Source organism: Bacillus sp. PK3-037 (assembly GCF_054161355.1).
Genome location: NZ_CP096408.1, coordinates 1,317,745 through 1,333,989, shown reverse-complemented (window position 1 = coordinate 1,333,989; position 16,245 = coordinate 1,317,745). Strand labels below are relative to the sequence as shown.

Annotated in this window: 17 protein-coding genes; 1 reads left to right on the top strand and 16 read right to left on the bottom strand. The window is 45.6% G+C overall.

Translation table 11 applies throughout. The annotated features are described in order from the left end of the window. Positions 1 to 40: 40 nt before the first annotated feature. From M1D69_RS06840 to M1D69_RS06775, 14 genes are all read right to left on the bottom strand, one after another. Positions 41 to 931: a DUF4097 family beta strand repeat-containing protein gene (locus tag M1D69_RS06840; RefSeq protein ID WP_458104183.1), complete on the bottom strand. Its 891-nt coding sequence runs from the start codon at positions 929 to 931 to the stop codon at positions 41 to 43. Next, positions 928 to 1,482, bottom strand: coding sequence for an HAAS signaling domain-containing protein (locus M1D69_RS06835; protein ID WP_458104184.1), 555 nt, complete (start codon positions 1,480 to 1,482; stop codon positions 928 to 930). The genes M1D69_RS06840 and M1D69_RS06835 overlap by 4 nt, the downstream gene beginning before the upstream one ends. After that, positions 1,479 to 1,805, bottom strand: coding sequence for a PadR family transcriptional regulator (locus M1D69_RS06830; protein ID WP_024122421.1), 327 nt, complete (start codon positions 1,803 to 1,805; stop codon positions 1,479 to 1,481). Before M1D69_RS06830 ends, M1D69_RS06835 begins: the two co-directional genes overlap by 4 nt. Before the next feature lie 151 nt (positions 1,806 to 1,956). After that, positions 1,957 to 3,459, bottom strand: a complete 1,503-nt coding sequence (gene abfA / locus M1D69_RS06825; protein ID WP_458104185.1) for an alpha-L-arabinofuranosidase AbfA — start codon at positions 3,457 to 3,459, stop codon at positions 1,957 to 1,959. An 18-nt stretch (positions 3,460 to 3,477) separates the two neighbouring features. Further along, complete coding sequence (araQ, locus tag M1D69_RS06820; protein ID WP_044153972.1) at positions 3,478 to 4,323, bottom strand: arabinose ABC transporter permease AraQ; 846 nt, start codon at positions 4,321 to 4,323, stop codon at positions 3,478 to 3,480. Next, positions 4,324 to 5,265 carry a carbohydrate ABC transporter permease gene (locus M1D69_RS06815; RefSeq protein WP_010335239.1) on the bottom strand — a complete coding sequence of 314 codons (942 nt, stop codon included), beginning with the start codon at positions 5,263 to 5,265 and terminating at the stop codon, positions 4,324 to 4,326. It abuts the gene before it with no gap. A gap of 35 nt (positions 5,266 to 5,300) precedes the next feature. Continuing rightward, positions 5,301 to 6,602, bottom strand: coding sequence for an ABC transporter substrate-binding protein (locus M1D69_RS06810; protein WP_458104186.1), 1,302 nt, complete (start codon positions 6,600 to 6,602; stop codon positions 5,301 to 5,303). A 30-nt stretch (positions 6,603 to 6,632) separates the two neighbouring features. Further along, positions 6,633 to 7,817, bottom strand: a complete 1,185-nt coding sequence (gene egsA / locus M1D69_RS06805) for a sn-glycerol-1-phosphate dehydrogenase (protein ID WP_458104187.1) — start codon at positions 7,815 to 7,817, stop codon at positions 6,633 to 6,635. Further along, complete coding sequence (locus M1D69_RS06800) at positions 7,814 to 8,632, bottom strand: HAD-IIA family hydrolase (protein ID WP_458104188.1); 819 nt, start codon at positions 8,630 to 8,632, stop codon at positions 7,814 to 7,816. The genes egsA and M1D69_RS06800 overlap by 4 nt, the downstream gene beginning before the upstream one ends. Continuing rightward, positions 8,610 to 9,299 carry an L-ribulose-5-phosphate 4-epimerase gene (araD, locus tag M1D69_RS06795; RefSeq protein WP_458104189.1) on the bottom strand — a complete coding sequence of 230 codons (690 nt, stop codon included), beginning with the start codon at positions 9,297 to 9,299 and terminating at the stop codon, positions 8,610 to 8,612. The genes M1D69_RS06800 and araD overlap by 23 nt, the downstream gene beginning before the upstream one ends. Before the next feature lie 12 nt (positions 9,300 to 9,311). After that, on the bottom strand, positions 9,312 to 10,997 hold the full coding sequence (gene araB, locus M1D69_RS06790) for a ribulokinase (RefSeq protein WP_458104190.1): 1,686 nt from the start codon (positions 10,995 to 10,997) through the stop codon (positions 9,312 to 9,314). A 15-nt stretch (positions 10,998 to 11,012) separates the two neighbouring features. Further along, positions 11,013 to 12,503, bottom strand: a complete 1,491-nt coding sequence (araA, locus tag M1D69_RS06785; protein WP_458104191.1) for an L-arabinose isomerase — start codon at positions 12,501 to 12,503, stop codon at positions 11,013 to 11,015. A gap of 180 nt (positions 12,504 to 12,683) precedes the next feature. After that, positions 12,684 to 13,655: a glycoside hydrolase family 43 protein gene (locus tag M1D69_RS06780; RefSeq protein ID WP_458104192.1), complete on the bottom strand. Its 972-nt coding sequence runs from the start codon at positions 13,653 to 13,655 to the stop codon at positions 12,684 to 12,686. 197 nt (positions 13,656 to 13,852) lie between these two features. Continuing rightward, complete coding sequence (locus M1D69_RS06775; protein WP_458104193.1) at positions 13,853 to 14,938, bottom strand: M42 family metallopeptidase; 1,086 nt, start codon at positions 14,936 to 14,938, stop codon at positions 13,853 to 13,855. Positions 14,939 to 15,125: 187 nt separating this feature from the next. On the opposite strand from M1D69_RS06775, the gene ysdB reads away from it, so the two are divergent. Then, positions 15,126 to 15,518: a sigma W pathway protein YsdB gene (ysdB, locus tag M1D69_RS06770; RefSeq protein WP_024122432.1), complete on the top strand. Its 393-nt coding sequence runs from the start codon at positions 15,126 to 15,128 to the stop codon at positions 15,516 to 15,518. 16 nt (positions 15,519 to 15,534) lie between these two features. Here ysdB and M1D69_RS06765 read toward each other — a convergent pair whose 3' ends face one another. Next, entirely contained in the window at positions 15,535 to 15,804 is a 270-nt protein-coding gene (locus M1D69_RS06765; RefSeq protein ID WP_059352217.1) for a DUF1294 domain-containing protein, read from the bottom strand. 53 nt (positions 15,805 to 15,857) lie between these two features. Further along, positions 15,858 to 16,217, bottom strand: a complete 360-nt coding sequence (rplT, locus tag M1D69_RS06760; RefSeq protein ID WP_003222420.1) for a 50S ribosomal protein L20 — start codon at positions 16,215 to 16,217, stop codon at positions 15,858 to 15,860. Positions 16,218 to 16,245: the final 28 nt, after the last annotated feature.

Below are 16,245 nucleotides of genomic sequence, written 5' to 3'. Positions count from 1 at the left end.
CTATTCAAAAAAGCCGGCTGGAATGGGCCGGCTTGAGGCGTTAGTTTAGTTCAATGTCTCCAGAGGTGGTACGAACTTTTAAACGGTTATAGGGGCTATCACCTACATAACCTACAACACGGTGCTCTGTCTTTTCTTTATACAGGATGTGGTCGAGATTGACCGCGGCATCACCTGAGTCAGCCTGAAAATCCACTGCCAAAGATGCAGGTTCTTTCTGATACTCTACTGACACACTTCCGCTCGTAGTGACGATGTCGATCTCTTCGTTCTGATGATCCTGAAGAAGATCAATATCCCCGGAAGTTGTCTTATAGTTCACCTTTTCAGCTGTTGTGTGGCTGCTTTTTATTGATCCGCTTGTTGTCTTTACCTCACCTTGGCCGAATGAATTTTGATCAGCTTGAACATCTCCGCTCGTTGTTTTTAGCGTCAGCTCGTTTTCGATGCGTGTATGCTTCAGCTCAATATTTCCTGATGTAGAGTCAGCAGCTGATTGATCCGTTTGCGCATTTTCTATCAGAATATCGCCAGAGGTTGTCGTTACGGTTATCTCATCATACTTCTTTTTCGGAATCGTGATTGTGATTTTCATATCCTTTTCGCTGCCCCACGGTATAAAAGAGATGATATTCTCGCGTGCGATTTGATTGATTGTTAATGATTTTCCATCTTGGGTCACATCGAACAGCTTTTTGCTTTTATCACTGACTTGTCCTTCAGCAGCTACCTGAATATCATCCGTTTGCCCGCTTTTGACCTCTGCATTCATCGAGCTCGTTGCTACCTCAATTTTTTTAATATCTGCAGGATCATAAGTTTCGGCAGCTTTCACCTCTTCTTTTGTAAAATCCGAGGCAGCCGCAGAGATGACAGCTCCGATTACCCCGACTGCAAATACTGCGATCAACCCTATTATGATTTTTTTCATGTCTGCGCCCCCGTCACCAGCTTTAAATTATATCTGATATATCGTAAACTCACCCTATACAGCAGCTTGCCTAAATGCCACATCCCTATACACAAGAGCAGCCCCAGACTGCCAAACACGAGTGATAAAAAGAACTCCAGCATCATGTGCGGATTCGCTTGAAACATAACCATGCCGACAAACATAATTGGTGATAGAGAAAGTGCAAGCGCCGCCCCGCAGAAACCTACGTACACTCCAAAAACGCCAATAGCTGGTCCCAGCACAAAAATCACATTCAAGATGCTTATCGCTGCTGCTGAACATGCCATCTGAAAGAGGTTCTTCTTAGGTCGCTGCACTGCTGGAGCAGTTTCCGTCACATCTGGCACCAATTCCTTTGCAATTTGTTTTGGGGAGCCGAGTTCCCTGATAATGTTCGCTTCCGGCCTGCCTTCTTTCATCCCCTCGGTAATATGTTCCTCAAAATCAAGTAAGATCTCATTCCGCTCTTCTTCAGAAAGCGGCTTTAACGCTTTACTTAACTCCTGTAAAAACTGTTCTTGATTCATCGTTCTCCTCCCCTTGCCGCATCAATGATTTGGTTGACGGATGCTGTGAACTGATCCCATTCTGCCAGCAGCAATTTCATCCGCATGACACCAAGCTTTGACAACGTGTAATATTTTCTGGCAGGCCCTTCGGAAGACGGAGCCATATATGTTTCTAAATATTCCTCTTTCGTCAGTCTTCTTAAAAGAGGATATAAGGTGCCTTCAGCAATCGCCATATACCGGGAAATGTTTTGAGACAGCTCATATCCGTATTGGTCTTTTTCAGCAATACATACAAGCACACATAACTCTAATGCTCCCTTTTTAAATTGAGCATTCATGATCAAATCCTCCCTGCGGCCCGTAAATTTTGTTTATATTTTCCACCATTCCTCACATGGTAACATCTACTACTGAACATTACAAGGTACTGAATCATATTTACTAAGAATAAATAAAAAACCGGAGACAGATCTCCGGCTTATGTTGCTATTATGATTGTTTTTGCAGACGGATCACATTCCATGAAAGCGGCGTGAAATGTGCGGTTAAGCCGTTTTCACTGACAGACGATGTTCCGTTGGAATGCGGGACGACATTTTTTCTGTTATGCTGGTTTGTCGCTTTAATATCCTGATGCTCAAGTACGATATGCTCTGCGATTTGATACGATTCAAAGCCTCTGAGCAAAATCTCCGTCTCCATCTGATCTTCAGCTTTGTTCACCGCAAAAATGGTGAGTGTTTCTTCCTCTTCAGCATATACGACAGCGGCGTCAACATACGGCACATCAGTAAAATCTGAGCAGTCGTACTTCGGAGAAGAAATAAGCGGTTGCAGCGACTCTCCTCGGCCGTAGACAGAAGCATGCATATACGGATAGAAAATCGGCTGTCTCCATGCTTCTCCGCCTTTTTCCGTCATGATTGGCGCGATGACATTTACAAGCTGTGCAAGACACGCGATTTTCACACGGTCTGCGTGCTGCAGCATCGTAATGAGCAGAGAGCCGACCAATAAGGCATCTTCAAAGTTATAAATATCTTCTAAAATAGGCCGCGCAGTAATCCACGGTTCTACTTTTTTATCAGCTTCATTTGAGTGATACCAAACGTTCCATTCGTCCAGAGAGAGATTGATTGTTTTCTTGCTGCGTGTTTTTGCTTTTACATAGTCACAGGTTGCAGCAACAGATTTAATAAAATGATCGAGGTCCATGGAACGGGCCAAGTAGTTTGGCAGATTGTTATCCCGGTTTCCGTAATACGTATGGAGAGAAATATAGTCGACATGCTCGTACGTATGCTCCAGTACCTTTGCTTCCCAATCGATAAACGTCGGCATGCCGCTGTTTGAGCTGCCGCAGGCAACAAGTTCAATTGATGGGTCAACCCATTTCATAACCTTGGCAGTCTCCGCGGCAAGCCGTCCGTATTCGTCAGCTGTTTTGTGGCCGATCTGCCACGGGCCATCCATTTCGTTACCCAGGCACCATGTCTTGATGCCGTACGGCTGTTCATAGCCATGCGATCTTCTCAAATCACTCCAGTAAGAGCCTTTCGGATGGTTGCAGTATTCTACGAGATTGCGGGCGGCATCTATCCCTCTCGTGCCCAGGTTAACAGCCATATTGACTTCTGTGTTCACCTTTTTTGACCAAGTTAAAAATTCATTCGTTCCCACTTCATTGGTTTCTGTCGTTTGCCATGCCAAGTCAAGGCGTCTCGGGCGGTTCTCGACAGGTCCGACGCCGTCCTCCCAATTATACCCTGATAAAAAGTTTCCGCCCGGATAGCGGATGATCGGAACCTGCAATTCCTTGATTAACGCCTGAACATCCTTGCGAAACCCATTTTCATCAGCCTGAGGATGATTAGGTTCATATATGCCTTCGTATACAGCACGCCCCATGTGCTCGATGAACGACCCGTAAATCCGTTTGTCGACTTCACCAATTTTATATTCTTTGTCCACAATCACTCTCGCTTTTTTCATTACACGTTTCCTCCTTCATTATCCTTTGACTCCGCCTACTGTCAGGCCGGAGATAAAGTACTTTTGGAAAAACAAGAAAATGATAATCACCGGCAAAATGGCAAATACTGAGCCGGATATGAGCATGTCGTAGTTGTTTCCGTAAGGGCTAAGCAAGCTGGACAGCCCGATTGGAAGCGTAAACATTTCTTTCGACCGAAGCACAATCAAGGGCCATAAGAAGTTGTTCCAGCTGTTTAAAGACTGAAGAATAATCATCGCTCCGAATGCCGGTTTCATCAGAGGCGCCATAATCCTGAAAAAAATGCCGAATTCCGTACATCCGTCCATCCTTGCTGAATCCAGAAGGTCCTTCGGAAGGCCGAGTGCATATTGCCGGAAAAAGAAAACAGCTACCGGCGAAACGATAAACGGCAAAATGACACCCGTATACGAATCGATCAAATGCAGTCCGACTGTTAGCTTAAACAACGGGAGCATCATCACTTCCAGCGGAACCATCATAATAATCAGCACAAGAACAAAAATGATATTTCTGCCTTTAAATTCATAAACCGCTAGCCCGTATCCGATCATCGACGAGAAAAACAGGGTAAGCACTGTCGTTAATAGACCGAGCACAAGGCTGTTAAAAAACCATTTAAAATAAATGCTGCCGCCGTTAAACAAAAATGTATAGTTATCAAGACTCATCACTTTTGGATCAATGTCAACATTCAGCCCCACCCGCAAAAGCTCAGATGACGGCTTTAATGATCCTAAAAGCAGACAGAAAATCGGGAAAATATACAACAGGCTCAGCATGATAAAAAATAGAGTAAGCGCGATTCTGTACACCCGAAACTGAGGACTGTGCTGCAACATTTATCCCTCCCCCTTAAACGAGCCTGACAGTTTTAATGAAATCAGGCTGACGACAAGTATGACAATCAAAAGGACAATGCCGATGGCCGCCCCGTATCCCATTTCATTGTAAGCAAGGCCCTGCTGATACAAATATCCGACAAGCGTCAGGCCGATATTACCCGGGGAATTATTTTGCCAAAGGACGTAGCTTTCCTCAAACATCCTGAACCCGCCAATGATGCTGATGGTTAAAACATAGACGGATACAGGCTTCAGAAACGGCAGCGTAATATGCATAAATTTTTTCATCGTATTTGCTCCGTCAATATCAGCGGCTTCGTACAGCTCTTTCGGCACATTTTGCAGTCCGGCCAAAAAGTAAAGGATGTTAATTCCCATCCATCTCCACGATGCAAGCAGCACCATCAAAAACATGCCGGTATGTTCATTATTCATCCAGTTCTGCGGTGAAAAGCCGAGTTTCAATAAAATCGAATTGGCTAAAGATGTTTCCATCTCTCCAAAGATCAGCCGGAAAATGATACCAGCAACAATGGTAGAAGTCAGTGCAGGTATAAATAACGCCGATTTGAAAATGTTTCTGAATTTGACCAGTTTCGAATTCAAGAATATGGCCAACAGCAATGGAACTGGAATCAGCACAATCAGCGTCCAAAACGTATATTCCAGCGTATTAAAAAGGGCAGTATAAAACGTCGGGTTGTTAAGAGCGGTGTAATTGGATAACCCGACAAACGTCACTTCTCCAGGCAATATTCTTTGAAAGCTCATGATGAAGACACTAATGATGGGGTATAGAAAAAAAACAAGAAAGGATAAAACAAATGGCGCTGTAAACAGATAAGGCGCCGCTTTTTTCGAATAAAAAATACCTCGCCAGCCTGATTCTTTCGCAGCCGAAGGAACGGGATGAGCCGTTCCCGTTTTCACAGGTTTCATGAGAACCTCCCCGCTTTCACTTTTTGAATGGGATTCTATTTCTGTTTCAGTTCACCTGCCGCTCTGTCCAAGGCTTGTTTTGGCGTCTTTTGCTGAGATTTGAGCGCGTCGAATAATACGCTTCTGTTGACAAGGTCTGAAGCCTTGGCAAAATCCTCATGTAAATAAATCGGATTGATTTCATCCTTGATATCGAGCAGCACAGAAAAAATGCCTGTTCCGTTTTGGAAGTAATCCGTGTATTGGTTTTTCTCTTTCAATTCCTTGGAGCTCCAGACATCCCAGCGAAGCGGATCGAACCCGAGCACACTCCACAGCTTTTTGTTTCCTTCTTCAGAACCCTTCGCAAAGGCGAGAAACTCTTTCGCTAATTCGACATGTTTGGCCTGCTTTGGCACAACGGTGGCTGTGCCGCCCAAACCTGCTGAACGGTCGCCTCCTTCTTTCCATGCCGGAAGCGGCCGAATGGCAATCTTCCCTTTCAGATCAGGCATATAATCTATGAATCTTCCCATATACCAAATCGGCATCAGAACAGAAGCCGCTCCGCCTTGGTTCATAAAACCGTAATATTCTTCACTGTGATGCCCGCCGCCTGGTGCAGCGATCATTGTTTTATCATTAATCATGTCTTTTAAATACTGAAGCGTTTTTACGTTGGTGTCATTATTCAGGATCAGCTTTCCATTTTTATCAAAATACCCTGAGTTTTGCTGTGAAATCATAGATAAAAATGTTGCTGAATCATTTGTTTCCACCGTTCCCATTGGCTTTCCGGTCGCTTTGCGCACTTTCTGTCCGGCTTTGCGGTAATCATCCCATGTTTTCATATCATCCGGGTTGATGCCGGCTTTTTTCATAATATCCATGTTATAGAACATAACTGTCGTTCCTACATGAGTATCCAGCCCGTATAGCCTGCCGTTTTTGCTGTACAGCGTAAGACGCGCCTCTACGAATTTATCCCGGTCCTTTTCAATAAGCGGGGACAAATCGGCAAGCGGTACATCGGTGCCCTTCAGAAAGTTTGAAAACCGGGCCAATTCTACATCTGCAATGTCAGGCACGCCTTCCCCGGCGATTAAGGAAATCGACAGATTATCGTGCATTTGTCCGTACGGATAGACGACCGTATTCAGTTTAATTTGACGGTCAGGATATTTCTTGTTCCACTCTTTCACCATTTCCACATAAAACTGCTCATGAAGTCCGTTAAATGTCCAAAAAGTCAGCTCCGTTTCACCCGGTTTACCGGATGACCGTTCCGCTGAACACCCAGCGATAAATAATGTCAAAACCATCATGAGCGCAAGAAAACAGACAGTCATCTTTTTCATCTATGTTACCCCTTCCATTCGAGGTGCGGGCTATTCATAAAGACCATGATTGACAAGCGTTTTGTTTTCATTGATGAGTCTTAATCCGGTGCAGCGGTCTCTTAAGGTGTGTGCGTGTCTGAAGGCATTTTTGACGGAATCCTGCCCGACACCGATTTCGTCAAAATACGCAGGACCTCCGGCAGATTTCAGCCAGCCGGCCAGCTTTTTTCCTTCCGGCAGCGTTTCATAAGCCGATTGAATGACTTCCCGCTGACGCGGAGAAAACTCGTTCAGTCCTTCAGCCTGGATGAGCTTTCTGTATGTGTCAGTCAATAAAACGGCCGCACAGCCTACTTTTGCCCCATGGAAAATCTGAGGCCGTTTTTTCTCCATTAATTCCATTTCAATCCAATGGGAAATATGATGCTCCCCTCCTGAAGCAGGACGGGAATGATCCAAAGCCAGCATGACAAGTCCTGATACAATCAAGGACTCCATCAGGACCCGGATGCCGGTTTCCGTTTTCATCGCAATGTCTTCAGCGTGTTCGATACAGGCATCAAGTGCTTCTTGTACGAGCTTTGCGCCTGTTGGTGAATATGGCTCACCAGCGAGCGTATGAGAAATGTTCCAATCAGCCAGAGACGTCATTTTGCCTAGCATATCCCCAAATCCAGCCGCCACCATAGGCTGCGGCGCCGATTTTAAGATGTCAAGATCAGCGAACAGCGCGGACGGGGCCTTCGTTTGGATGGTGGTTTTCGTACCATATAAAATAATGGGCGCACCGGCTGATGTAAATCCGTCAACGGATGGGGCCGTTGGATAAGAAATAAACGGCAGCCCCCTCTGGAAGGCGGCAAAACGCACGATATCATGGATAGTCCCCGAACCGACTGCGATCATGATATCTGTTGATTTTTTCGTATGGACCAGCACATGAATGAGTGATCGTTCATCTGCCGCCACATCTCCCGCTTCATTTTCCGGAATGATCAGACACTCCGCCTGAAGCCCTTCCTTTATCAAGCGGTCTTCTAACTCGATCCCCGCTATGCGGTGCGTATTCCGATCACAGACAAGGACGATACGCTGATCATTCTTTCTTTTTACATAATCCAACAACCGATCGGCTGCTTGTTTTTCTAGAACAATTTCTTCTACTTCTACAGGAAATGTCATCTCCCCCGCGTGTTCAAAAGCACGCTGAACGTCAGCTGCGATATGATTCATAGCAGAATCCCCTCCTCAGCCAGTTTGGTTACATCCTTAATGGACTCCAGTACATAATCCGGCGTATACAAACGCTGTTCTCCCGGTTTCGCTGAACCGGTCAGCACTAAAGCGCTCTTCATGCCATACAGCTTTCCCATTGCGATATCAGATTCAATGCTGTCCCCTATAATCATACATTCATGTGCAGAAAGCCCCAGCGCAGTACAGGCAGCCTCCGCCATCAGCCACGACGGCTTTCCGATGACAAGCTCCGTCTTCGCCTGAGCAGAAGCTTCTATCGCCCCAATCATTCCGGCGACGTCGATGGCATTCCCGTCCTCATTAGGAAAATAGCGGTCTTTGTTCGTGGCAATTATACGAGCGCCTGCGGCGGCCGCTTTAAAGGCTTGATTCAAGTCTTCGTAGGTGAGTGTTTCATGAAGCGAGATGACAAGCCAATCCGCCTCCTTCGGTTCATCTGCTGTCTGGACGCCTGCCAGCCTCAGTTCGTCAATCAAGCCCTGTTCTCCAAGCACCCATACCTTTGAAAAACGATAGTTCCTTTTTAAAAAGGCTGCTGTCACACTTGATGACAGGACAATTTCGCTTACATCTGCATCTATTCCGGCACCAAGCAGTTTTTTTCTGCACATGTCACGGGAGATATTTCCCCGGTTGCTCAAAAAGACGATTTTCTTTCCCATATTTCGAAGTGTACTGATGGTTTCTTTTGCTCCATCGATCAGTTCGTTTCCTCTGAATACGGTACCGTCCAAATCAATCAGAAAACCGGCCGGTGATACTGCGGGATTATGACTGGCCATAATACGCATTTGCTCCGTGTTTTCGATAAAAGTGCTTTTCGTGGAGAACAGTATTGATCGGGTTGACATTCTTGTTCAGCATCATAGAGTGATACGCCATTTCCGCGACCATTTCTAACACCACCGCGTTATGAATGGCGTTTAAGGCATCTGTGCCCCAGCAGAACGGGCCGTGGTTATTAACGAGCACGCCCGGCACCTGCTCGTATTTATGATGCTGAAAGGTCTCCGCGATCACTTTGCCCGTATTCAGTTCGTAGTCATGAATGATTTCTTCCTCGTACATTTCACGTGTACACGGAATCGCACTGTCGAAATAATCGGCATGTGTCGTGCCTAAAGGCGGTATGTCTCTTCCGGCTTGCGCCCAGCTTGTCGCCCATTGAGAATGGGTATGGACAATCCCGCCGATGTTTGGAAACGCGTTATACAAATAAACATGAGTGGGTGTATCAGAAGAAGGTTTGAGCGAGCCTTCTACGACCTCACCGTCCAAATTCAAAACAACCAAGTCATCGGCTGTCAGCTCGCTGTATTCGACTCCGCTCGGTTTAATGACGATTAACTCTTTTTCACGGTCAATACCGCTCACATTTCCCCACGTAAAGGTCACCAGCTGATGCTCTTGAAGCTTCAGGTTGGCAGCCAGCACCTCTTTTTTTAACGTTTCAAGCATGCTCATCACCCTTTATGAATTCTTTTGTGCGGCAGATGAAAATTGAAGATTTTTTATTGTTTTCAGACGCTTCATGACATGATTCTCTTTTCCAAAATATTGAACCAGCTCTTTATATTCAGCGTATAGCTTTTCATATATGGCGGCATGTTCAGCATTTGGCGTATAGGCTATATCTTTCAGTTTCCCCATGTGCGCCGCTGCCTCTGTGACGTCATCATAGCCGCCGTTTTCTTTACCGGCCGCAAGCGCGCCGAAAATGGCAGATCCTAAGGCAGGGGCTTGCGGTGAACCTGAGATTTTAATATCCATGTTTGTGACATCCGCATAAATCTGCATGACAAACGGGTTTTTCTCAGCAATACCGCCAGCTGCGTAAAGCTCTTCAATTGGCACTCCGCTTTCTCTAAATGTTTCAATAATCATCCTTGTGCCGTATGCTGTTGCTTCAACTAACGCTCGGTAAAGCTCTTCGGGTTTCGTCAGCAGCGTCATGCCAAGCAGCATCCCCGTTAGATCAGCATCAACAAGGGTTGAACGGTTTCCATTCCACCAATCCAGGGCAAGGAGGCCGCTCTCACCCGGTGCTTGCATGTTTGCCTTCTCGCTCAGCAGCTCGTGAATGCTGACATTTTTTTTCTCCGCTTCGTCTTTATAGGCTTGCGGGACACACGTTTTCACGAACCATTCAAAATGATCGCCCACACAGGACTGTCCGGCTTCATACCCCGCAAATCCCGGTAGAATGCCGTTGTCCACGACCCCGCACATGCCGGGCACAATGTTTACCTCGTCTCCTAAGAGAACGTGGCATGTTGAGGTTCCCATAATCATCAGCATTTTTCCTGGTTCTGTGATACCGACAGCAGGAACAGAAACATGAGCGTCAACATTAGCAACAGCCACCGCTGTTCCCGGAAGGAGACCGGTCAGCTGTGCCATTTTTTCCGTCAGCCCGCCTGCTTTTTCCCCTACTGAGTGAATCGATCCCGCTAACTTGTCTTTTGTAATCGTTTTCACTACAGGGTGAAGTTTTTCAAAGAAATTCTCTGAAGGATATCCCGCTTTTTCACTCCAAATCGCTTTATACCCTGCTGTACAGTTGCTTCGCTTCAGCGAGCCGCACAGCTGATACACGATCCAGTCAGCTGCCTCGATTATCCGATCAGCTGCTTCATAAATGTGCGGCGCTTCTTCGGCAATTTGCATCACCTTCGGAATCATCCATTCTGATGAAATCTTTCCTCCGTAGCGCTGTAAAAAAGCTTCCCCTTCTTCTTCGGCGATTTGATTGAGCCGATCAGCATGCTTTTGGGCGGCGTGATGCTTCCAAAGCTTCACATAGCTGTGCGGCTCCTCTTCAAATTCCGGCAGCATACATAATGGCTGTCCTTCACTGTCGACAGGCAAGATCGTACATGCCGTAAAATCAATTCCGATCCCGATGATCTCTTTTGGATCAACACCCGTCTGTTCAAGTAATGACGGAATCGTTGTTTCCAAGACTTCCAGATAATCTGCCGGATGCTGAAGCGCCCAGTCCCGCGGCAGCTTTTGACCCGTTTTGGGAAGGACGGTATCAATGACGGCGTGTGGATATTCTTTGACAGCCGCCGCCAGCTCTTCTCCAGTTTTGACGTGAACGAGCACCGCTCTTCCTGATAATGTTCCGAAATCAACACCTATTGTGTAAGCCAAGTGACATCCTCCTCTCTACTTTTGAAGCCTGTAAAGCGCCTCGTTCCATTTCAATTCATGTTTCAGCTTGTGAATCGATGTATCGCGAGAAATCAAGATACTTTCAACCCCCGCCATTTCCGCCCAATCCATCAATTGCTCCGCTGTCAATTCGTAAGACAAGCAGGTATGGTGTGCGCCGCCGGCTAAAATCCATGCCTCCGCCGCTGTTTTTAATGAAGGCTCAGGCTTCCAGAGAACGCGGGCGACAGGCAGATTCGGCATATCTTTCTCAATTTCCTGTCCGTTTACCTCATTGAGCACAAGACGGAAACGCCCTCCGATATCAACCAGACTCGCTTGAATGGCTGATCCGCTGATGCCATTGAATACAAACCGCGCCGGGTCATCCTTGCCTCCGATAGACAGCGGATGAACTTCAATTTTCGGCTGATCCAAAGCAACTGTCGGGCACACCTCAAGCATGTGTGAGCCAAGAATCATTTCATTTCCAGGTTCAAAATGGTACGTATAGTCTTCCATGAAGGACGTTCTTTTACCTTCAGCCATGATTTTCATCATCCGGACGAGAGCAGCCGTCTTCCAATCACCTTCTCCGGCGAACCCGTAGCCTTTTTCCATCAGCCTCTGAACGGCCAGCCCAGGCAGCTGTTTCATTCCGTGCAGCACTTCAAATGAAGTCGTAAAAGCCGTGTATCCGCCTTGTTCAAGAAAAGCGGTTAGGCCAAGTTCAATTTTCGCCTGCTCTTTAACGGACGCTATCTTTGCTTCGTCTCGTTTCGTTTCCTCGCTGATGACATAAAGCTTGTCATACGCTGCATAAAGTGTTTCGACCTCATCGTCAGAAATTCCATTCATCACTTCGACAAGATCCCCGATGCCATAGCCGTCAACCTGCCAGCCGAACTGGATATGCGCTCCCACCTTGTCTCCGTCCGTTACTGCAACATGGCGCATGTTATCTCCGAATCTGGCAACCTTGATATGTCTGCTTTCATTTAACGCAGCCGCCGTATTCATCCACTGAGACATTTCTTTCTTTACCTCTTCATCATCCCAATAGCCCGCGACAACTTTACGGCTCAGCCCCATACGGGAATTGATGTACCCGTACTCGCGGTCGCCATGTGCGGATTGGTTGCTGTTCATAAAATCCATATCAATCGTATTCCACGGAATATCCCGATTGTATTGAGTGTGCAGATGCATAAGCGGTTTTTGGTAAGAGGAAAGGCCTTCTATCCACATTTTTGCGGGAGAAAATGTGTGCATCCATGTAATGATTCCGGCGCATGTTTCACTGTACTCCGCTTCTCTTAACAGCTGTCTGATGGTTTCCGAGGAAGTTACAACAGGTTTATGCTTAATTTTATATCTGGAAGAAATGCCGCTAAGCCCCTCACAAATGCTTTTTGCATGCTGGTCGACCAGCTGCAGCGTTTCTTCTCCGTATAGATGCTGGCTTCCTGTTACAAACCAGAATTCATAATCTCTTGTCTGAAGCATGTTAACTGCCCCTTTCTTATAAAATAAAACGCTTCCAATTCTAAATTGATAGATACGTACTAATAAACAAAAACTAGTTAATTATCATTAATTTGTACGAACAACTTCATTATAGTAATTCAGTAGGATACTGTCAATCTTTTCTTTTAAAAAAGCCAGGTGTTCACCCGGCTTATCAGTTTAATAGGACGGCCAGCCCGAACTCCAATTCAAATCATTGATTAGTAGCTTGGGAATGCCGTTATCTTTCGCGTCATAGGCATGGCGCACAAGTATGTTTCCATTTACAATATCCTGACCTCCAGGCCCTTTCCATTGATCATTGCCGGAATCTAAGATGGTGCCCCCTCCTTCCAGCATGCTTTTTCCGCTTTTATCAAGATAAGGCCCTGTTATGCTTTTAGATCTCCCATAAGCAATTTTGTACGTACTATTTACCCCGTCACAGCATTTATCAAATGAAACCATTAAATAGTAGTAACCATTTTGATACGTGAGGGTAGGAGCCTCCAGCGCTCCGCTATTACTCGGTCTCGATGCAATGGAATAAAGCGATCCGGTAGGCTTCATCGTGTTCTTATCCAGCTTGGTCAGCTTGATTCCGCTCCAAAATGAGCCGAACGCAAGCCACGGGTTGCCATCCTTGTCAAAGGTGAGTTCCGGGTCGATGGCGTTATAATTATTGGAGCTCGTCGACCGGATCACCAGGCCTTCGTCTTTCCAGCTTCCCGAGCTGATGTTTGTTGAAGAAGCAAGGCCTATGGCAGAGACATTTTTTCCGAAAGAAGAAACTGAATAATACAGCCAGTACTTTCCGTTATAATATTGAATGTCCGGTGCCCACTGGTTTTGGCCGTAATTCGGCACATAAGTGGACCACCATGATAAAGGTGTGCTGAAAATCGATTTTTGCACGGTCCAATTTTTAGCATCCGACGATTTGAGAACCCGCAGCCCTCTTTCTTCCGTAAGGCCTGTTCCAAACGCGTACCACGAGCTTCCCTCTTTGATCATCGTTGGATCATGAAGCAGTTCATTAGACGCTCCCCAAAATGCAGCGGATGCCGGAGAAGCGGATGACAATAACAAACCCGCTGTCAGAGCAGCACTCGAAAAGTGAAAGAACCGTTTCCATGCTTTTTTCTTTTTCAATTTTTTCAAACCTCCCTTATTTTAGAAAGCGCTTACAAAATGTGAAATTGAAGCCTCCTTTCCTTACAAATGGTCTGCATCTCGTACATGGTCAGAATCAGGAAATTTTCGGTTTCTCCCTTATTGTAGTCACTCCGCCAAAATTTGTACAGACAAAAAAATAGAATCCGCCTCACAAGGCGGATTCTTCCGTATCTTTATTGGTACGTAATATCGTCAACCGTTTGCCGGTCTAACTTCTTAATGACTTCGGTGATTAATTTTACCGCGTTTTCATAATCGTCACGGTGCAACATGGCGGCGTGCGTATGAATGTATCGTGTGGCAATGGTAATGGACAGCGCCGGAACACCGTTTGCCGTCAAATGAATCGACCCGGAATCAGTTCCTCCGCCGGCGATCGCATCAAATTGATATGGAATGCCTGCTTCTTCTGCTGTATTGACAACTAAGTCACGAAGTCCTTTGTGGGAGACCATAGATGCATCGTACAGAATAATCTGCGGCCCTTCTCCCATTTTGCTTTGCGCTTCCTTCTCAGAAATACCTGGCGTATCTCCGGCTATCCCTACATCAACTCCAAAAGCAATATCAGGCTGTATCGTGTGCGCAGAGGTCTTCGCTCCTCTTAGGCCGACCTCTTCCTGTACAGTTCCAACGCCATACACAACGTTTGGATGAGCTGTGTCTTTTAAATTCCTCAAAACATCAATGGCGATCGCACAGCCGATACGGTTGTCCCACGCCTTTGCTAAAAGAAATTTTTCATTGTTCATGACCGTGAATTCAAAATGCGGAACGATCATATCACCTGGGAGTACGCCCCATTCCAATGCTTCCTCACGGCTTGAAGCCCCGATATCAACGAACATCTCTTTGATATCGACCGGTTTTTTTCTCGCTTCAGCAGATAAAATGTGCGGCGGCTTAGATCCGATAACACCTGTGACCTCTCCCTTTTTCGTCACGATGGTGACACGCTGAGCCAGCATGACTTGAGACCACCAGCCGCCGACAGTTTGAAAACGGATAAAACCTTTATCGGTGATTTGTGTCACCATAAAGCCGACTTCGTCCAAATGCCCGGCAATCATAATTTTCGGACCGTTTTCCGCACCTGTTTTTTTCGCAATTAAACTGCCAAGCCGGTCAGTTGTCACTTCATCAGCAAATGGTTCTATGTATGATTTCATCACTTGCCTTACTTCTCTTTCATTTCCCGGAATGCCTTTTGCATCAGTTAATTCCTTCAGCATGGTTAACGTTTCATCCAATTTTGCCATGATTCCAAAAACCTCCTTCATCTGTCCTGCATTATTATTATACAAAACCTGACGGTAACCATACGACTATTTCACTTAAAAAGCGGGTATATCTTTTTTAACAAACTTCTTTTAGAAAAAGTGAAACCTTTTTCTATGCTCTACGTATTACATCAGATCATCACAATGAGGGAGGTGCCTTCACACAATGTTTATCATGGTTCTCCGGATTTTATTGCTTGCTCTATTTGCTTACTGTATTTATGCCTTGGTCAAATATGTCGCAAATCCAAAGAGAAGACTGAAGCTGGCCCAATCAAAAGAACTTTTTTATATTATCGATGAACAGAACAATACCCGAAAGAACTTTCAATTGACGTATAAAGGCGTGCTTTTTGAAGGAGAAAAGCATATTCCTTCCAAGGATCATCCGCTGTTCATCCACACCATCTTTGTATGGACGGAGTCTCCTGAGAAGCTAAAAAACTTTTCCGCAAAAGATTTTGAGAATATTGAAGAAAAAGTACTGGAACGATATCCGGATTGTAAAATTGACTGGGATCTGCCCATTAAACTTGCAAAAAAAGCAGAAGAGCGGTAAACGCTTTTCTGCTTTTTTATAAATCAAACGGACTGTAATAGATACCGATCAACACCGCTTCAATCACCAAAAGAAACGGCACACCGTATTGAAATGATGTGTGCTTCGTTTTATGTCTGAATGTTTGCATGCCGAGCCAGACACCAAGCGCTCCAAACACGATGGCGATCAGCCACAGCCGGTCTTCAGAAATTCTCCATTTGTGGCGCTGCGCTCTTCGTTTATCTGCGCCCATCACCCAAAAACCGCACAGATTGATCAGAACTAGATATACAGCAATTATCATGTTGCCTCATCCTTTATATAAAAAAGCCGCTCTTAGAGAGCGGCTCTATGTCATTATTTGTTTAATTGAGCTTTAGCAGCATCAGCAAGCTGATTGAATGCAGTAAGATCGTTTACAGCAAGATCAGCAAGCATTTTACGGTTTACTTCGATACCAGAAAGCTTAAGACCGTGCATTAAACGGCTGTAAGAAAGACCGTTCATGCGCGCAGCTGCGTTGATACGAGTGATCCAAAGCTTACGGAAATCACGTTTTTTCTGACGACGGTCACGGAAAGCATAGTTTCCAGATTTCATGACCTGCTGGTTAGCTACTTTGTATAATGTATGTTTTGAACCGAAATAACCTTTTGCTAATTTAAGAACCTTTTTACGACGCTTACGTGTAACAGTTCCGCCTTTTACTCTTGGCATTAAATTTCCCTCCTAATTGTTCCTTGTC